This window comes from Shewanella sp. Choline-02u-19 (assembly GCF_002836205.1).
GTDB lineage: Bacteria > Pseudomonadota > Gammaproteobacteria > Enterobacterales > Shewanellaceae > Shewanella.
On record NZ_PJBE01000013.1, the window covers coordinates 1380523 to 1399029 of the forward strand.

General features: G+C 43.9%; 13 protein-coding genes. 6 read left to right on the plus strand and 7 right to left on the minus strand.

Annotated elements, in window-relative coordinates; all coding sequences use genetic code 11:
* The first annotated feature begins 8 nt into the window (after positions 1-8).
* Entirely contained in the window at positions 9-3170 is a 3162-nt protein-coding gene (locus CXF83_RS12765; RefSeq protein WP_101090173.1) for an efflux RND transporter permease subunit, read from the plus strand.
* Positions 3171-3415: 245 nt separating this feature from the next.
* On the opposite strand, the gene CXF83_RS12770 is transcribed toward CXF83_RS12765, so the two are convergent.
* Positions 3416-3568, minus strand: a complete 153-nt coding sequence (locus CXF83_RS12770; protein ID WP_219622744.1) for a hypothetical protein — start codon at positions 3566-3568, stop codon at positions 3416-3418.
* Between the two features lie 242 nt (positions 3569-3810).
* Here CXF83_RS12770 and CXF83_RS12775 point away from each other — a divergent pair, with 242 nt between their 5' ends.
* Complete coding sequence (locus CXF83_RS12775; protein WP_101090172.1) at positions 3811-5163, plus strand: S41 family peptidase; 1353 nt, start codon at positions 3811-3813, stop codon at positions 5161-5163.
* Positions 5164-5844: 681 nt separating this feature from the next.
* On the opposite strand, the gene CXF83_RS12780 is transcribed toward CXF83_RS12775, so the two are convergent.
* Positions 5845-8181, minus strand: coding sequence for a TonB-dependent receptor plug domain-containing protein (locus tag CXF83_RS12780; protein ID WP_232775191.1), 2337 nt, complete (start codon positions 8179-8181; stop codon positions 5845-5847).
* Between the two features lie 500 nt (positions 8182-8681).
* On the opposite strand from CXF83_RS12780, the gene CXF83_RS12785 reads away from it, so the two are divergent.
* Both CXF83_RS12785 and CXF83_RS12790 read left to right on the plus strand, forming a co-directional pair.
* Positions 8682-9656: a transposase gene (locus CXF83_RS12785; protein WP_101098010.1), complete on the plus strand. Its 975-nt coding sequence runs from the start codon at positions 8682-8684 to the stop codon at positions 9654-9656.
* Between the two features lie 297 nt (positions 9657-9953).
* A complete protein-coding gene (locus tag CXF83_RS12790; protein ID WP_101098011.1) occupies positions 9954-10556 on the plus strand; it encodes a class I SAM-dependent methyltransferase in 603 nt (200 codons plus the stop codon).
* Between the two features lie 168 nt (positions 10557-10724).
* Here the strand turns inward: CXF83_RS12790 and CXF83_RS12795 are convergent, their stop codons facing one another.
* The 5 genes from CXF83_RS12795 to CXF83_RS12815 form a co-directional block, all read right to left on the minus strand.
* The gene (locus CXF83_RS12795) at positions 10725-11168 is read right to left on the minus strand and encodes a SirB2 family protein (RefSeq protein ID WP_101098012.1); all 444 of its coding nucleotides are present in this window, start codon (positions 11166-11168) and stop codon (positions 10725-10727) included.
* A gap of 363 nt (positions 11169-11531) precedes the next feature.
* Entirely contained in the window at positions 11532-12632 is a 1101-nt protein-coding gene (locus tag CXF83_RS12800; RefSeq protein WP_101091690.1) for a 5-(carboxyamino)imidazole ribonucleotide synthase, read from the minus strand.
* Positions 12632-13114 (minus strand): 5-(carboxyamino)imidazole ribonucleotide mutase, encoded by a 483-nt coding sequence (gene purE, locus CXF83_RS12805; protein WP_101091689.1) that lies wholly within the window; start codon positions 13112-13114, stop codon positions 12632-12634. Before purE ends, CXF83_RS12800 begins: the two co-directional genes overlap by 1 nt.
* 15 nt (positions 13115-13129) lie before the next feature.
* Entirely contained in the window at positions 13130-14062 is a 933-nt protein-coding gene (locus CXF83_RS12810; RefSeq protein ID WP_101091688.1) for a sodium-dependent bicarbonate transport family permease, read from the minus strand.
* A 1-nt stretch (position 14063) separates the two neighbouring features.
* Complete coding sequence (locus CXF83_RS12815) at positions 14064-14312, minus strand: hypothetical protein (RefSeq protein ID WP_101091687.1); 249 nt, start codon at positions 14310-14312, stop codon at positions 14064-14066.
* Between the two features lie 133 nt (positions 14313-14445).
* On the opposite strand from CXF83_RS12815, the gene CXF83_RS12820 reads away from it, so the two are divergent.
* A complete protein-coding gene (locus CXF83_RS12820; protein WP_101091686.1) occupies positions 14446-15387 on the plus strand; it encodes a LysR family transcriptional regulator in 942 nt (313 codons plus the stop codon).
* A 361-nt stretch (positions 15388-15748) separates the two neighbouring features.
* Positions 15749-18469, plus strand: coding sequence for an aconitate hydratase AcnA (acnA, locus tag CXF83_RS12825; RefSeq protein ID WP_101091685.1), 2721 nt, complete (start codon positions 15749-15751; stop codon positions 18467-18469).
* Positions 18470-18507 lie beyond the last annotated feature (38 nt).

Sequence of the window (18507 nt, forward strand, 5' to 3'; positions counted from 1 at the left end):
AACACACTATGTTGTCGCAATTCTTTATTAAAAGACCTATTTTTGCCTCCGTGCTATCACTACTATTTTTGATATCCGGTGCGCTGGCCGTATGGCAATTACCCATCACCGAATACCCTGAAGTGGTGCCACCTACCGTGGTTGTTACCGCAAGTTACCCAGGTGCTAACCCTAAAGTGATTGCAGAAACGGTTGCTTCCCCCCTTGAGCAAGAGATAAACGGTGTTGAAAACATGTTGTACATGTCTTCGCAAGCCACATCTGACGGCCGTATGACGTTAACCATTACGTTCGCTATTGGTGCCGATGTCGACTTAGCTCAAAGCCAAGTACAAAGCCGAGTAGAGCGAGCTAAACCCCGCTTACCTCAAGAAGTGCAGCGTTTAGGTGTCGTAACCGAAAAATCATCGCCCGATTTGACCATGGTGGTGCATTTAACCTCGCCAGATAATCGTTACGACATGCTATACCTATCAAACTATGCGGTTCTTAACGTCAAAGACGAATTAGCGCGTATCGAAGGCGTAGGTAATGTACGGATATTTGGTGCCGGTGACTACAGTATGCGAGTGTGGTTAGACCCCAATAAAGTGGCGGCCTTGGGTTTGTCACCTAGCAATATTGTTGCGGCGATTAGAGAACAAAACCAACAAGCAGCTGCCGGCAGTTTAGGCGCTCAACCCAGCGGTGAAAGTGATTTTCAATTACTTATCAACGTGAAAGGGCGTCTATCCAACGTCGAAGAATTTGAAGATATTATCGTTAAGGTTGGTGAACAGGGACAAATTAGTCGCCTAAAAGATGTGGCTCGCGTTGAACTGGGTGCATCGACTTATGCATTACGCTCGATGCTTGATAATAAAGATGCTGTAGCCATACCCGTTTTTCAGGCTTCTGGCTCAAACGCCATTCAAATTTCTGATGATGTACGTACCAGAATGGAGCAGTTATCACAATCTTTCCCTGAAGGGTTAGCTTACGACATCGTCTATGATCCCACTGTATTTGTGCGTGGATCCATTGAAGCAGTCATTAAAACGCTACTTGAAGCCTTATTACTCGTGGTACTGGTGGTAGTGCTGTTTTTACAAACGTGGCGCGCCTCTATTATTCCATTAGTCGCGGTGCCAGTTTCACTGATCGGTACATTTGCATTCATGCATTTACTCGGGTTTTCACTCAATGCGTTATCACTTTTTGGTTTAGTATTAGCCATCGGGATCGTCGTCGACGATGCTATTGTGGTGGTTGAAAATGTTGAGCGAAACATCTCAGAAGGGTTAACACCCGTCGCTGCAACCCAAAAAGCAATGAAAGAAGTGACCGGTCCTATTGTTGCCACTACTTTGGTATTAGCCGCAGTATTTATTCCGACCGCATTTATGTCTGGTTTAACCGGCCAGTTTTATAAGCAGTTTGCCTTAACCATTACCATTTCCACCTTTATTTCTGCGATTAACTCTTTAACGCTAAGCCCTGCGTTATCCGCGTTATTGCTAAAAGGTCACAATGATAAAAAGGATCTGCTCACCCGTAGCATGGACAAAATGCTAGGAGCTTGGCTGTTCAAGCCGTTTAACCGCTTCTTCGATCGCCTGTCCACTGGTTACAGCTGGGTAGTGAAGAAGGTGATCCGTTTTGGCGCCGTTGTAGGAATAATCTATATCGGTCTCGTCGGTTTGACCGGCATGCAGTTTGCGTCGACACCAACCGGTTATGTGCCTGGCCAAGATAAACAGTATTTAGTGGCCTTTGCTCAACTGCCCGATGCCGCGTCGATAGAGCGAACAGAAGAAGTGCTCAAAGAGATGTCGAGCATCATACTCGAGCAACCGGGTATTGCCCATGCGGTCGCATTCCCAGGCTTGAGCATTAATGGCTTTACTAACAGCACCAATAGCGGTGTGTTGTTCACGCCATTAGATGACTTTGATGACCGTAAAGATCCCTCTTTGTCTGCAAATGCGATTGCTGCTGCATTGAACCAGAAATTTGCGTCCATTAAAGATGCCTATATCGCCATTTTCCCACCACCACCAGTACAAGGTCTAGGCACCATTGGTGGCTTTAGATTGCAGATACAAGACCGTGCCAACTACGGCTATGAAGAACTGTACAGTGTCACCATGCAGGTGATGCAAAAAGCGTGGGCAACGCCCGAATTAACGGGAGTATTCTCCAGCTATCAAGTCAATGTGCCGCAACTTGATGTCGATATAGACCGTACTAAAGCAAAGCAACAATCAGTTTCATTGGATGAGTTATTTCAAACCCTACAAGGGTATATGGGGTCTGTTTATGCCAATGATTTCAATCAATTTGGCCGAACTTACCAAGTCAATGTACAGGCGGATGAGCAGTTTAGACAAACCCCTGAACAAATTTCTCAGCTTAAAGTTCGTAACATGAAGGGTGATATGGTGCCGATTGGGTCATTCATCAATGTTACCAACACGGCAGGGCCCGATCGCGTCATGCACTATAACGGTTTTACCACTGCAGAACTGAACGGCGGCGCTGCGCCGGGTTACAGTAGCGGTGAGGCACAAGCAGCGATTGAGAAGATTCTTGCTGAAACCTTACCAAACGGCATGACTTATGAGTGGACCGAAATCACCTACCAACAAATTCTGGCAGGTAATGCGGGCATGTATATTTTCCCACTCATTATCTTGTTGGTCTTTATGGTATTAGCGGCCCAGTACGAAAGCTTAAGCTTACCTTTAGCGATCATTCTTATTATTCCAATGACGCTATTATCAGCCTTAAGCGGTGTGCTGCTTTACGGGGGAGATAACAACATTTTCACCCAGATAGGTTTGATTGTTCTCGTGGGTCTGGCAACCAAAAACGCCATTCTTATTGTCGAATTCGCCAAAGAGTTACAAGACAAAGGCATGAGTCCCTTTGATGCGATACTTGAAGCTGGTCGGTTACGTTTAAGGCCCATTTTAATGACTTCAATTGCCTTTATCATGGGGGTGGTACCCATGGTGTTTTCAACTGGACCAGGGGCAGAAATGCGTCAAGCTATGGGTGTAGCAGTCTTTTCGGGCATGATTGGAGTGACCATTTTCGGTCTGCTGCTAACACCGCTGTTTTATTATGCATTCGCGCAACGTGGCAAAAATAAACCGCAAGCATCAGCACCAGAAAGCTCACAAGAATAACGGCTGCATTCATATCTTGCGACCTTGATAATAAAGGCCCAAACATTGGCATCAATGTTTGGGCCTTTTTATATCTATTTTTTGCGCGGTTAAACTCTGTTTCGCCATACTGATCATAATACTAACCGCAAACGTTAGAGCTTAAAATCGAACTGATTTTCCATAAATAGGTTGGCGGTACGCAAAAAGTCTTAACGGTGCCCCAGGAGAGTAATTTAATCCGTTGAGAGAAGTAACACTTTAAATCATCGATTGTAGGTTGTCGGGGCAACGGTCAAAATAAGCCGTACCGCACTGCTATAAGTATCAATGGTAGCGGGCCGCTTGCCTTGCAGAATTAAGTTGGTAAGATGCTGTTCATAAAGGGAATCGAAGCGTTGCTGATCGAATGTGTCCATGAGCATACTCTAGTAGTAAACAGCTAGCTTAGTCAGTACTAGTAAGTATTTAGGGTGAGAGATAAAAATAGCTTTTATCTTTTCTGCCGCAGAGCGGTTTCGTTCAACAAGTCATTCAAAAGGACAAAAACCGTTGGTTTTTGCTCCTTCGTCGCTTGTTTTGACCAACAATTATTTGCCCATTATTAGGCGTTAAATTTTTGTGGTCACATCAGTGTTTCAAATTACTAAGGATAGTTTAAATGATAAAAAAAATATTATTAGCATCTTTGTTAATCTTAGGAATTGTATCAATTTCTATTTCAGCCAGAGAAAATTTAAATACACCAGATAATTTGTCAAAAGAAGATAAATTGTATGGTTTATCGTTATTCTGGAAAGAAGCAAGTTATAACTTTGCATTTTTTGACCAAGTACCTGAATTGAACTTTGATAAGGCTTATAGAGAATTTATTCCCAAAGTTTTAGCGACTGAAACAACTTACGAATATTATCGTGAATTAATGAAATTCAACGCTTTATTGAAAGATGGACATACTAACATCTACTTACCTAAAGGGCTTTCTTCGAAGTCTGTTGACTGGCCAGCATTAAATATTACAGAGGCTAATCATCAGGCAGTAGTGACTAAAGTAGGAAGGGAACTTCAAAATAAAATCCCTTTAGGCTCTACCATTATTTCAGTTGAAGGAGTGAATTTAGAAACTCATTTAAAAACTCATATCATGCCTTATATTGCTAGCTCAACAGAGCATATTTTGTGGAACAATGCTGTAAGAAATATGTTAAATGGCACACCTAACACCAAAGTTAATGTTAGCATAAAGACCCCCTCTGGAGAGTTAAAAGATTTAACACTTACACGAAATTCACGACACAAAAAAGCAGATAAAATATCATTGAAGCAGCCTAGCTCTAATGGAGAGTTGTTTGAGTTTAAGTGGTTAGATAATAAAGTCGCTTACATATCTTTAAACGGCTTTCATGATGAAAAAATTCTACAAGATTTCAATGGTGCTTACAAAGAAATCAAACAATCTAAAGGGCTAATTATTGACCTAAGGTTTAATGGTGGCGGTAACACAAGTATTGCTGCTGAAATATTGTCTCACTTTACTAATAAAGATTTAGAAGGATCAATTTGGAAAACCAGAAAACATATTGCTGCGTATAAAGCTTGGGGGAATTATAGCGAAAAATATAAAGATTACACCCAAGATAATGCGTGGGAATCTGGGCCTATGGAGCTACTTAAGGCAAAAGACAATAATCACATCGTACCTACCTATATATTGATTGGGAGACATACAGCCTCTGCTGCAGAGGATTTCTTGATCTATGCAGATAAATTAAAACACTTTTCTACTATTGGTGAAAAAACCTATGGTAGCACCGGACAGCCAATTTTCTTTGATTTACCGGGAGGAGGCTCTTTAAGAATTTGTGCTAAACGAGATACATACCCTGACGGGAGAGAGTTTGTAGGTTATGGTATTAGCCCAAAAATTGTCATTAACCGTATGCCTGAACACCTAAAGTCAGAAAAAGATATAGTGCTTACTAGTGCTATTCAAAAGTTGAAAACAAAAATCTAACGAGTAAGGATTGTTGAACAGGCCCGAATTTGCTGGAGGTAATACCTTTATATAGTAAATATCGGTACGAAAATTTACCCGGGTTTAAGTGACAAATTTAAAGAGTTAACCCGATACAGTGAGCATATGGATAAACAACGAGTAGCTAATGCAGGTACTTGCCAGTATTGGCCTGACTAAGCAGCCAGCTTCAACGTCATACACTCATAACTTCCGTGTTTCATGGGAACGCATAGCGCCTAAATTGGCTATTTAATGCTTTAAGCCAGCTTAGCTTCACCTACGTAATAAAGTCCCTTAAATTACAACCGAATCTGGTATAAGTACAACGGGACTTTTGATATGAACAGTTCAAAGATCCTGTGGTTTTACCTGATTATTAAAATGGGTGTCTTATTAGTCCGTGATCGCAGTGGTGGCATAGCTATCTTAAATTCATCGTGCCCAGCCCTCATCTTGCTAGATATCACTATGCCTGAGGTGATACAGAAAATGGTCGATCAGTAACTCCCTTACTGATCGACTCTGTGCATTAATAATGCAAACTATCTTGATTGGCGATTATGACAACACACTGGCATATACAGACATAACTCAGCCTTGCAATTTTGTTACATAAAGCCATTTAAACTCAATTCCTTACACCTTTGATGGCAGATGAAGAAAATTAGAGCCTATCGATTAATAGGTGTACTTAGCCTCTACGTAATAGTAACCACCGTTGAAACCGAAAGGAGAGTTGGTGAGTGGATACACGAATATACCATTGAAGTTATTATCTTCCGGACGCTTGTCGGGATACACATCGAATAAGTTCTGCACTCCGCCGCTCAAAGCAAGATCGGCAGTTGCCTGATATCGCATACTAATGTCTGTGGTCCATTTATCGCCATAGGTAACATCAGTGCGCGAGTAGCCAATGGTGTAAGAGCCAAAATAGCTGAATCTTAGATTAGTGGTGAAGTCATCGTATCTGTGAGTAAAACCAATATTGCCCTTATTATGTGGCGTGCCTTCGGTCATGTTCACTTCTTCTTGGTGATCGAACAACTCTTCTTCTTGACCACTTAAGATGCTCGGCAGATGTAAATCCTGGACCTCTGTCTCGTTGTAGGAGAAGGATAGGTTGGTTTCCAAGTCACCCAAGCTGCCTAAATCCAATTGTTGGGAGATGACCAGATCGACTCCGCGAGTGCGACTATCGATGGCATTGAGGAAGAAACGCGCCGAATCGGCATTGGTATCGGCGAGAATGGCGGCGATTTCCTCAGAGCTCTCGCTATCGACCGAACCCGATAGAATGATGCGATCGTCTAAGTCGATTTGATACATGTCCAAACTAGCGGTCAGCCCATAGCTACTGGTGTAGACCAATCCTAAGCTATATGAGTGTGAAATTTCAGGCATTAGCGCCTCGACGCCCAAGCCTGTAGTGATTGGAGATAGGCTGTTAAATGTACCTGATTCTCTTGGCACAAACTCGCCGGTGATCGGGTCTGGATCGAAGAAGGTCGATACGTTGGTGAAGTAAAGCTGCTGGACGCTAGGAGCGCGGAAACCTGTGTCTGTGCTGGCTCGGATTGCCAGCTGGTCGGTGATATCATAACGACCAGAGATCTTCCAGCTGGTGTTGCCACCAAAGTCTGAGTAGTGCTCATAGCGCACAGCCATCGCCCAGTAAAAATCGTCACTTAACTGGTTTTCGAGTGACAGGTAGACACCGGTGTTTTGGCGATTTATATCGACTTCAGATCCCTTACTGAAACCACCGAAGCCTTGGCTACCACCGGCTTTATTTTGATAATCTCCCTTAATATATGACTCTTCCTGACCCGCCTCAATTTGATATCGACTGTCACGCCAAGAGATCCCCATTGCCACCAGTATGTCGGATTCATTGAAAAAATCGTAATAGGTCGTGGCATCTAGGTTAAGGTTTGTCTCATAATTCGACAGAGTGCCGGCATCGAAAGAGGTCGGGCTGGTCGTCCCAAGAGAGGCATTCAAGGTATTTTCAACCTGGTACTGAAAGGAGTTGCCACCATAGCCGCCAGAGATATCTAGGCTCCATTGGCCCAAGTCAAATTCATATCCTGTCACTAACGAATAATCGAGAATCTCCGGGCTAATCTGAGGCAAGAAGCCGTCAGGGTAAGTTTCAATGATATTGCGAGAGTCTTTGGCGCGGCGATAGAAGGCACCAGAGGTCGAATTGCGTGAACTTACGCCGCCGAAGGCATAAAATTTGCTGTCATCGGTGAATATTTGTGCACCATTAATAAACAGGCCGTAGTTATTATAATCGCTGTCACCGACATGATGATTTAGACGATTTAAGGTATCTTCGCGGGGATCCAGACTGCCATCTTGGAGCAAGGGATATTGTTGACGAGGGTCTAACCCAGCACGATTGGTGCTATTTTTCTGGTGCGCCTCGAATGACAAGTTTACAAATGCATCTTCGCTAAAACTAATACCTTGGTTAATTCCAACACGTATCTGCTCGCCATCACCTTCATAGGTCTGGCCGGTTTGGGCCATTATGCTACCTCCCTGGGCACTGTCTTTCAATACGACGTTAATCACGCCGGCTATGGCATCTGAGCCATAGAGTGCTGCGGCGCCATCTCGTAATATTTCGATACGTTTGATCGCTGTCATCGGGATCGCGTTAAGATCCACATTCGATGAGCCCTTGCCTGTGGTACCACCTAGGTGAACTAGGGCGGAGCCGTGACGGCGTTTACCATTGACCAATACCAAGGTCTGATCCGGCGACATGCCTCTCAGACTCGCCGGACGTACCGCATCTGAACCGTCCGTGATAGATGAAAATGGAAAGTTATAACTCGGTGCGGCAAATTGCAGTGCCTTGGCCGTTTCTGACATGCCCGTTGATTCAAGTTGCTCCGCCGTGATGATATCTACAGGCACTGCGCTGTCAGTCGCAGTACGCAATGAGATGCGTGAGCCGATCACCTGAATACGCTCAACTTTGCTGATCTCTTCGGCCGCCATGGCGTGTGGTGCGACTAAGCTAGCGCCTATGGTAAAGGTTGCAATTTTATTTTTCATGAAATCCATTTGTTACATTAATCTATATGATGTTGCGCGCAGGCTAACACCGTTACACTTGATACCCTTAGAATGAAACCTGCTGTTTCAGAGCCAAGAGTTATAGAGATCATCAGCGCTCTGAGGGATGGGTCAAGTTTATTGAATCGGTGTGATGTAGGTCGTGCTATATTGGTTTTATTTCATCCACAAACAGCTCCGGCTCGGCGTTAAATACTCTTCCATTGCTCTAATACAACTAGGCCAACTAATAGGCCACCCATCATAGTGGGTTAAGTTTTTGAGCCTTGCCTATACTTAATTTATTCAATTCTGGATGTTTGAGGAGGCAAGGATGCCTAGACCCCGTTCAACAACTAATAGGCCACCCATCATAGTGGGCTAAGTTTTTGAGCCTTGCCTATACTTAATTTATTCAATTCTGGATGTTTGAGGAGGCAAGGATGCCTAGACCCCGTTCAACACAAGTTAGCTTGGAAGATACACCCTTTTATCATTGTGTCAGTCGCACGGTGAGGAGGGCGTTTTTATGTGGCATTGACGATTACTCTGGTCAGTCTTTTGAGCATCGGCGTGAGTGGGTTGAAGATAGACTTCTAATGCTGACTTCAGTCTTTGCTATTGATATTGCCGCTTACGCTGTCATGTCGAATCACTTGCATATCGTGCTTAGAATTGATTTAGAAACTGCACAATCGTGGTCAAGTATTGATGTGGTTAATCAATGGCATCAATTGTTTAAAGGCACGCTGTTAACACAGAAATTTGCTCACGGTGGTTCAATCGAAGCCTATGAGCTGGAAACGTTGAACGACACCATTGTTGAATATCGCAGAAGACTCATGGATATCAGCTGGTTTATGAGGTCATTGAACGAACCCATCGCAAGGCAAGCGAATAAAGAAGACAAGTGTACAGGGCGTTTCTGGGAGGGACGTTTTAAGTCGCAAGCCTTGTTAGATGAAGCGGCGGTACTTGCCTGTATGGCTTATGTCGACTTAAATCCTATCCGAGCTAATATGGCGACGACACCTGAACAATCAGATTTTACGAGCATTCAACGTCGAATTAAAGCGGTAATCAAAGGTGAACAGCCTATTGAACTGTTATCTTTTCTTGGTAATGAGCGTCAGCCTATGCCAAAAGGGCTGATGTTTGAGCTACAAGACTACCTTGAACTGGTTGATGATACAGGCCGAGTGATTAGAGATAACAAGCGAGGGGCGATTAAAGCAGGCACGAGTAACATATTGAATCGGCTTAATATCCCATTAGCAAATTGGCTTAAAGTCACTAATGAGTTTAAATATTTATTTAAAGGCCCAGTTGGCACACTAGAAGAGCTAACGCGATACAGTGGGCATATGGATAAACAACGAGTGGCTAATTCAGGTACTTGCCAGTATTGGCCTGACTAAGCAGTCAGCTTCAACGTTATATACTCATGACTTCCGTGTTGCATGGGGACGCATTACGCTTAAAAATGGCTATTTAATGACTTTAAGTCAGCTTAGTTTAACCAATGTAATAAAATTGCCTTACATTGCAACCGAATCCGGTATAAGGACAATGGAACTGTTGATATGAACAGTTCCATTGTCCTGTTGTTTTAGCTAACTATTAAAATGGATGGCTTATTAGTCTGTTAGTAAAATTCAGCTGAGTCTGTGTCGTAGTAAACGTTTTATGCAGGCGTTAGCTTTCAAGAGAGCCTAATGAAAATTTCAAAACAAATTGGCATCTGGTCCAGGGCATTCGGTCGAGGTGTCTATCCATATCAAATGACGTGGTTTCTTGATTTGCCGGGGCGCGGCCTGATAATGTCAGCCAAAACCGTGGCTGGGCGTTTACCCGTTAGACCAGATGCTAGTGTTCTGGAAATTGGTCCTGGTTCGGGCTATTACAGTGTGCAAGTTGCCAAGCGTGTACCAGACGGTGCTCTTACTCTACTCGATATACAGCCCGAAATGCTTGAAAAAAGTGCAAGCAAGCTCAAGGCAGCGGGTATCTCTAATTTCACCATCAAGCAGGCCGACGCAAAGATACTTCCCTTTGAGAATGAAAGTTACGATGCGATCTTTTTGGTTACGGTGTTTGGTGAAATCGAAGATCGGGCGTCGTTTTTGTCGGAAGCGTCTAGAGTGTTAAAGGCTAATGGTGTGCTTTCAATTACGGAGCATCATCCTGATCCTGATTTTGAATATGCAGATGCGGTTTCCATTAGCCTACAGAAGCACGGGTTTGTGCCATTGCAAAAGCTGGGATGGCGTTGGGCCTATACGCTCAATGCAGTAAAGGTCAGTACCGGCGAAAGCTAACACGTTTTTGTCCAAGTATGGGCTAGGGGGACTAACTCCTTTTTGCCCCAAACAAGTTACTAACTACGCTAATTGGCGGAATAATATCTAATGGAAAAAGTTGGATATAGTCTTCCCATGTCTTCTAAATAGTAATCAAAATAAATTAACCACTTCAATCGAAAGAGGCTAACAAGTTGCTGTTAACATAGAATGTCCTAACTCAAAATATGTATTAGTATCTTGATCAATACCTTTTAATTTAAGATGGTCGGCAAAACCAAGTCGTGCGCTCATTACTAACCAAAACGTTGCACTTATGAAGCCGACAATACGCCATGATGTTGACTTTGCCCACTTAAGCGCAAAAGTAATAGAGAGTACATAGAGTACGAAACCACCTAATTTAGATGATGCCCAGCCATTCACGAAGGGGTACAAATTAAGTGGGTTAACTACAACCAGATAAATAAAGGTACAGGTAAATAGAGTATATAAAACGTGTGGTCCAATCTTAAGCAGTTTATTATTGACCTTGTCAGACCCTTTCATAGTTAACACAAAGTTAATGATGAAAAATATAAACGTAATCGCTATTATTGTCAGGTGGGTGTGCTTAACTATCATGTACATATTGTTGTTCCCTAAGTGTTTTTACATTTTAAATTATACTATCTGTTTGTAATTTAATTATATATCCGTAGATCTTAAGTTTTAACAATCTTATGATTTCTAAGAATGCTTACTAGATTTAATGAAATATTCCCATTGAAAAATTACGTAAAAAGATGAAATAAAGATCAATCAGGTTTACTAATTCTGACCAAGAGACCTCTATTATCGAACATATTTATGTCCAGAAGTGGGTTATTGGTCTAACCCGTTAATGCCCTTTATTAGTTACGTTGGTCGTTTAGTTCAATCTGTAAAATATAATGTAGGCATACTTTTGTAATGTAAAACTTCTATATAGCTGGTCAATACACTACGTTGCTGTTAGCGATTAATATCAATACTCGCCGCGGCACTAGCCATTTGCTGTTGTAACGTCGCGTGGTTGCTAGCACTGAAGTTGATATGGCCAAGCTTACGATTCGGTTTAGGTTGTTTGTTGTACCAATGCAAACTAGAGCTGGCGGTAAGGCTATTCATGGGAGGGTTATTAGTGCCTAAAAGGTTGAGCATACCAACATTCCCTTGCACTTCTGTGTTACCCAACGGCAACCCGGCAATAGCACGAATATGGTTTTCAAATTGACAAGTTTGACCACCAAGTTGGGTCCAATGGCCACTATTATGTACCCTTGGTGCTAGCTCGTTGACTAGTAATTCCCCATTTATCACAAACAACTCAATGGCTAACACGCCGACATAATCAAGATGCTTAACGAGACGGCTAAAATAGTCTTCAGCGGCGTTGGTCATTGCAGGGCTAACTTTTTGAGCCGGAGCCATAGAAGCTAATAAAATGCCTTTGTCGTGCTGATTTTCGGTGAGAGGATAGCAGCGAATGTTACCTCGTACGTCTCTGGCACCTATAATCGACACTTCACGCTCAAAATGAACAAACTGCTCAGCAAGATAGGAGTCCGGTGCTATCTTGGGGGAGGCATTGACTAAATCGTCTCTATTGCGGATGACCCATTGATTTTTGCCATCATAACCCTCTTCAAGTGATTTGATCACCAAAGGAAAGCCCAGTCTTTCACCCAGTGAGCTTACAGCTTGTCCGTGGGAAAAGTCAGCGCATGGAATGTTCAGCTCACGAAGTAACTGCTTCTCCTTAATGCGGCTTTTGCATTTTGCAACACTGTCAACGTTCGGATGAGTAGTGCAATAAAGTGCTAGCCCTCGCAGCAAGGACAGCTCCACCTGCTCTTTTTCTACGCTAACGACATCTGGGCGACCCAAAGATTGATATAACTGACCAATATTATCACCTGTTTGCCAGGTAACCACGCTGCCTAACCCGTCGACACATGCGGTGTCGCTGTCTGAAGCATTGTCGTTAACAAAACTGAAATTTATCCCCAACGGCATGCCAGCTAGCGCCATCATTCTTGCTAGTTGGCCACAACCAATAATTGCGATGTGCATTACTCTACCTCCACTGGCACATTGGCTGTTTGCTTCGCACGCCAGTGACATAAACGTTCGGTAAGTGCTTTATCGCCAAGAGCTAAAATTTGCACCGCCATTAAGCCTGCATTGTAAGCACCAGGATCGCCAATTGCCTGAGTCGCTACCGCAACACCTTTTGGCATTTGCACTATAGATAGCAAGCTGTCCATGCCTTTTAACGCTTTACTCGATACTGGTACGGCAATCACTGGCAGGTGAGTCATAGCCGCGGTCATTCCGGGGAGGTGCGCAGCGCCGCCAGCACCAGCAATGATCACCTTTACACCGTTGTTTGCTGCTTGCTTACTAAACTCAATTAAACGCTCTGGTGTACGATGAGCCGATACCACCTGCGCATCAAACTCTACCTCTAATGCTTCTAACACTGTGGTAGCATTTTTCATGGTTGGCCAGTCACTTTGAGAGCCCATAATAATCGCGACTTTTGCTTGTGTCATAATTGCCTCATAATTTTAATTAGTTAACCAAAATGTGAACAACGCGTAGGTTGGAATGCCAACTAACACATTAAACGGGAATGTGATTGCCAGTGAATAAGTAATAGATAAGCTTTGATTCGCTTTGGGGACGGCCACCCGCATCGCTGCGGGTACTGCAATATATGATGCACTTCCACCTAGCACGCCAAGTAGGGTTGCTCCGCCAAAGCTCAGCTCCATCTGTACGCCGAGTAGGCAGCCTAAAAATCCCCCCACCAAGGGCATTGCTACACCAAAAGACAACATAAAGTTACCCATCTGCTTTAAATCTTTTATACGGCTGGCAGCCAACATCCCCATCTCGAGTAAAAAGAGTGCTAGTACGCCATGGAATAACTCAAAAAACAGTGGTGTGACGGTGCTCACTCGACCCGCGCCCCAGTAACCTATCAGCAGCGCACCGACCATGATCACTAGGCTTTGATTACAAAACACTTCATGCAGTAGCGCTCGCCATTTAATTTTTTCACCAGCTTGCTGGGCAAGCCCAATGCCGACGATAATAGCGGGGATCTCTAGTAGCACCACAAATAGTGGGAAATAGGCTTCGTACTCGATATTTTGCGATTCTAGAAACGACACTGCCACTGCATAAGTACCAATACTGACCGAACCATAGTGTGCAGCTATCGACGCTGAATCTTGTTTATTTAACTGACCGACAAATCTCAATACAGGAAAGGCAATCAAGGGAATGAGCAACCCCAAGCCAATCACCCATAACGATTGTGGTAATAGTTGTGCATTGCCATATTCTGCTAATGCAACACCGCCCTTAAGGCCAATAGCAATTAATAGAAACAAGGTTAATGACTGATATAATGCCTTAGGAAATTGAATATTGGCTTTCACTAAGGTTGCCAGCACACCTAAGATGAAAAAGGCGATAGTGATATCTAACTGCATGTTAGTGTCCCTTAAGGGGAGGTGAGCCAACTTTTGCATTTAGCAGCTGAGAAACTCGGTATTGGCGAACCCGTTTTGATATCAATGACAGGCAGATTAGTGCGGCAATACCAACACCAACACTTAAAAGCCCTAGGCTAGGCTGCCCTTGCGCTAATCCAGTCAATGCAATGGTGCAAATTATCGCAGCGGTAAATAAACCAAATAACGCTTGTTTATCTTGTAACACGTTCTGCTTTACTTGCTTCATACTGACTCCAGCATTCATTGAGGGTCACAAACTGACCTTGGCTTTATGCTGTGCAGTGTGCCAAAAAATGTTTATATATAAAAATAGATGTTTATGTGTTTTTATATAGATAAACATCTATATAAGGTAAACAATGTCACTACGCTTACAAGCCCATATGGGCACGCTCAGACAATTAGAGATCTTATTAGCAGTGTATGATTGCGGTACGGTAGGCGGCGCTGCGCAAAATTTGCACCTCACTCAGCCTACCATTTCAATGCAGCTTAAGAAGCTCGCCGATGTCATTGGCTTACCGCTATACAATGTCATAGGTCGTAAATTAGTATTTACAGAAGCAGGGCTAGAAGTGGTTAAAACTGCCACCGAAGTGCTAGACAGCTTTGCCAAACTTGAAAGTTCCTTGTCTGACTTAGGGGAACTAAAGTCGGGAACGTTGCGTCTTGCGGTAGTGACAACCTCTAAGTATTTTATCCCCCATTTGTTAGGCCCGTTTTGCGAGCGTTACCCAAATGTTGGCGTACAGCTTAATATCGGCAACCGCCAACAAATTATTGAACGACTTAAACAAGGGGTTGATGATTTTTATGTATTCAGTCACCCGCCAGCCGATCTTAATACCGAAAGCATAGAGTTTTTTAATAACCCTTTAGTGGCTATAGCCCACGAGAACCACCCCTTTGTTAAACAAAAGTCCGTATCGCTTGAGGAGTTAAGTCAAGCACCATTTTTAATGCGTGAAAATGGCTCTGGCACACGTTTAGCCATAGAACGTTTTATGGAAAAGAAGGGAGTCAATCTCAATATCAAGATGACCATAGAAAGTAATGAGGCCATTAAGCACTCCGTGATGTCGGGTCTAGGAGTTAGTATTTTGTCAGCGCACACCTTAGCATTTGGCGGCAATATGGGATTAGCGCAATTACAGGTAGAATCTTTGCCTATTAACTCGAACTGGTATTTTTTATGGCTAAAATCCAAACGACAAACCGCCATTGCTCAGGCCTTTTTACAACATGTTGAGAGCGACGGTCGCCGTATGTTAGTTACAGAGCTGAGTCGCCATTCATTCTAATTCCCGCTACAGGGTTAATTGCAATGGCAAGTTTAGTTTCTCAGTAGAAGGTAAAAGGCTTGAAGATGTTAGCGTTAACCGCCACGAGATTGGCTGTGTCCACAAGGCATTTCGCTACCCAGAAACCTACCAACAGTCATTTATAGAGCTAAAGCATTAACACATTTCTACCCCAAAACGTGTTTGAAATGGATATATCTCGAAGTTTAGCTGTTTGTATTTACCCTCAAAAACCTAATGTAACCTTTAATTGAGTGGCCAAATTATCTATACCACTTCAGAACGATTTTAATGTGGTTATGTTAGTGTGTTTACTAAGCTTAGCAGGAAGTACCAATAAACGTTTATAGGGAGATCAGTGATGACAAATTCGATGCAATTATTGAAACAGCTTGAAAGTAAAGGAAAAACTTTCCGGTATTATAGCTTTGATCGATTAGCCGAACACTATGATTTATCCCGCTTACCCTTTGCGGCAAAAATCTTATTAGAAAATTTACTGCGCTATGAAAATTCAGAATTTGTCCAGCCAGAGGATATAGATACCTTGGCCCGCTGGGATTTAGATAACTGGTCAGAAACCGAAATCGCTTTTGTGCCCTCTAGGGTTATTTTACAGGATTTTACCGGTGTACCTTCTGTGGTCGATTTGGCCGCGATGCGTGATGCTATCGAAACATTAGGTGGCAATGCTGACGCGATTAATCCACTCAATCCAGTCGAGCTGGTGATTGACCATTCGGTAATGGTTGATGTGTTTGCCGAATCCGGCGCGCTGCAAAAAAATACCGCCATCGAAATAAAGCGCAACCGTGAACGCTACCAATTTCTGCGTTGGGGTCAGCAAGCCTTTGACAACTTTAAAGTGGTGCCGCCAGGGCGCGGCATTGTGCATCAGATTAATTTGGAATATTTGGCTCGGGTGGTTTTTGTCAAAGAAGATGAAGACAACTTATTGTATCCCGACACCTTAGTCGGTACAGATTCTCATACCACCATGATTAACGGTTTGGGTGTGCTGGGCTGGGGCGTAGGAGGCATTGAGGCTGAGGCCGCCATGTTAGGCCAACCCGTTACCATGCTGTTACCCGAAATTGTCGGCTTTGAATTTACCGGTACATTACCACCAGGGGTTACAGCTACCGATCTGGTGTTAACGGTCACCGAGCAATTACGTGAATTTGGGGTGGTAGGAAAATTTGTTGAGTTTTTTGGTGCTGGCATCGATCAACTGACCCTAGCCGATAGAGCAACCATTGCCAATATGGCCCCTGAATACGGTGCCACCAGTGGTATTTTCCCGATCGATCAGCAAACTGTAGATTACTTAGCCCTTACTGGTCGTGATCCTGAGCGGATCGAGCTCATAAAGGCTTATCTTAAAGAGATGGACATGTGGGGCTGCGGATCTGAGAACAAAGCCTGTTATCACGCCAGTTTACAATTAGATTTGGGCAGTATTGTGCCTTCTATTGCGGGTCCTAAAAGGCCGCAGGACAGGATTGCACTTGATAAAGCGGGTGTCAGTTTCCGTCAGTGGCTGGACAGCCAGATCCCTGTTAATCAAATCGAAACTGTAGGTAAAGATGAACTGTCAAGCGAAGGTGGTCCCTCTGCACCGGTCGCTGATGGCAACACAGGCGTTGCCTGCCAGTATCGAGATAAGGACTTTGTCCTCGAAGCGGGCGCGGTGGTGATTGCCGCGATTACCAGTTGTACTAATACCTCCAATCCATCAGTGTTAATCGCCGCCGGATTATTGGCCAGAAATGCCCGCCAAAAAGGCTTGCAGGTTAAACCTTGGGTGAAAACCAGTTTTGCACCTGGATCGCAGGTGGTGACAGATTATTTAATAAAATCGGGTCTCAATGTCGATTTAGATGCTCTAGGGTTTCAGTTAGTGGGTTACGGTTGTACCACTTGTATTGGTAATTCCGGCCCCTTACCTCAGCCTGTTAGTGAAGCGATACAACAGGGCAGGTTGAAGGTGTGTTCGGTGTTGTCGGGCAACCGTAATTTCGATGGACGTATTCATCCTGAAGTACAAGCGAATTATCTGGCATCGCCGCCCCTTGTGGTGGCGTATGCACTGGCCGGTAATATGAAGGCCGATATTGCTAGCGAGTCACTTGGGAAGGATGCTGATGGTAATGCGGTTTATTTAAAAGATATCTGGCCGGACAATCAAGAAATCCAACAGGTCATGGCCAGCGCAGTACAAAGCGATATGTTTGTGTCCCGTTATGCCGATATTTACAGTGGCGATGTCGACTGGCAAGGGTTAGAAGTGGTGCAGAGCCAGAAATATAACTGGCCGAATTCCACCTATGTTAAACAACCGCCATTTTTTGATGGGATCAGTGCTGAGATACCAGCAATAATGGCTATCGACAATGCCCGTTGTTTACTCAAATTGGGTGACTCGGTCACGACCGATCATATTTCACCAGCGGGATCTATTGCCCCAAACAGTCCTGCTGGAGACTATTTACAACAGGCTGGTGTGGCCATTAAGGACTTTAACTCTTACGGTTCGCGTCGCGGAAACCATGAAGTGATGATGCGCGGAACCTTTGCCAATATCAGACTGAAAAATCTGCTGGCTCCGGGTACTGAGGGCTGCTGGACACGCTTGATGCCTAACGGTGAGTCGATGACAGTATTTGATGCTGCCATGCAGTATCAACAACAGGGCAATCCTTGTATCGTGCTTGCAGGTAAGGAATATGGCACGGGTAGCTCACGAGACTGGGCAGCCAAAGGGCCTGCACTGTTGGGCGTTAAATCGGTCATTGCCCAAAGTTATGAGCGTATTCATCGCTCTAACCTGGTTGGAATGGGTATTTTACCTTTGCAGTTTATGCCAGATGACAGTGCAGAGTCGCTGAACCTCACTGGTGAAGAGCAATTCAGTATTCCTGCCGTGAGTGCTGGTCAGAAAATAGTCAAGGTAACTGCGACCGACAAAGCGGGTAAGCAAGATTCGTTTGAAGCGAAAATCCGTATTGATACTCCCAATGAGTTCAGTTACTACCAACATGGCGGTATTCTGCATTATGTATTGCGCAATCTAGCCAAGTAATCAGGGTTCTACATAAGGTAATCACCCGTTTAAGATAA

Excerpts from the sequence above, each read along its gene's own strand:
- CXF83_RS12790 (WP_101098011.1), top strand. The coding sequence starts at position 9,954 with ATGAAAATTTCAAAACAAATTGGCATCTGGTCCAGGGCATTCGGTCGA.
- CXF83_RS12775 (WP_101090172.1), top strand. The coding sequence starts at position 3,811 with ATGATAAAAAAAATATTATTAGCATCTTTGTTAATCTTAGGAATTGTA.
- CXF83_RS12765 (WP_101090173.1), top strand. The coding sequence starts at position 9 with ATGTTGTCGCAATTCTTTATTAAAAGACCTATTTTTGCCTCCGTGCTA.
- acnA (WP_101091685.1), top strand. The coding sequence starts at position 15,749 with ATGACAAATTCGATGCAATTATTGAAACAGCTTGAAAGTAAAGGAAAA.
- CXF83_RS12785 (WP_101098010.1), top strand. The coding sequence starts at position 8,682 with ATGCCTAGACCCCGTTCAACACAAGTTAGCTTGGAAGATACACCCTTT.
- CXF83_RS12780 (WP_232775191.1), bottom strand. The coding sequence starts at position 8,181 with ATGGCGGCCGAAGAGATCAGCAAAGTTGAGCGTATTCAGGTGATCGGC.
- CXF83_RS12820 (WP_101091686.1), top strand. The coding sequence starts at position 14,446 with ATGTCACTACGCTTACAAGCCCATATGGGCACGCTCAGACAATTAGAG.
- CXF83_RS12770 (WP_219622744.1), bottom strand. The coding sequence starts at position 3,568 with ATGGACACATTCGATCAGCAACGCTTCGATTCCCTTTATGAACAGCAT.
- purE (WP_101091689.1), bottom strand. The coding sequence starts at position 13,114 with ATGACACAAGCAAAAGTCGCGATTATTATGGGCTCTCAAAGTGACTGG.
- CXF83_RS12795 (WP_101098012.1), bottom strand. The coding sequence starts at position 11,168 with ATGTACATGATAGTTAAGCACACCCACCTGACAATAATAGCGATTACG.
- CXF83_RS12810 (WP_101091688.1), bottom strand. The coding sequence starts at position 14,062 with ATGCAGTTAGATATCACTATCGCCTTTTTCATCTTAGGTGTGCTGGCA.
- CXF83_RS12800 (WP_101091690.1), bottom strand. The coding sequence starts at position 12,632 with ATGCACATCGCAATTATTGGTTGTGGCCAACTAGCAAGAATGATGGCG.
- CXF83_RS12815 (WP_101091687.1), bottom strand. The coding sequence starts at position 14,312 with ATGAAGCAAGTAAAGCAGAACGTGTTACAAGATAAACAAGCGTTATTT.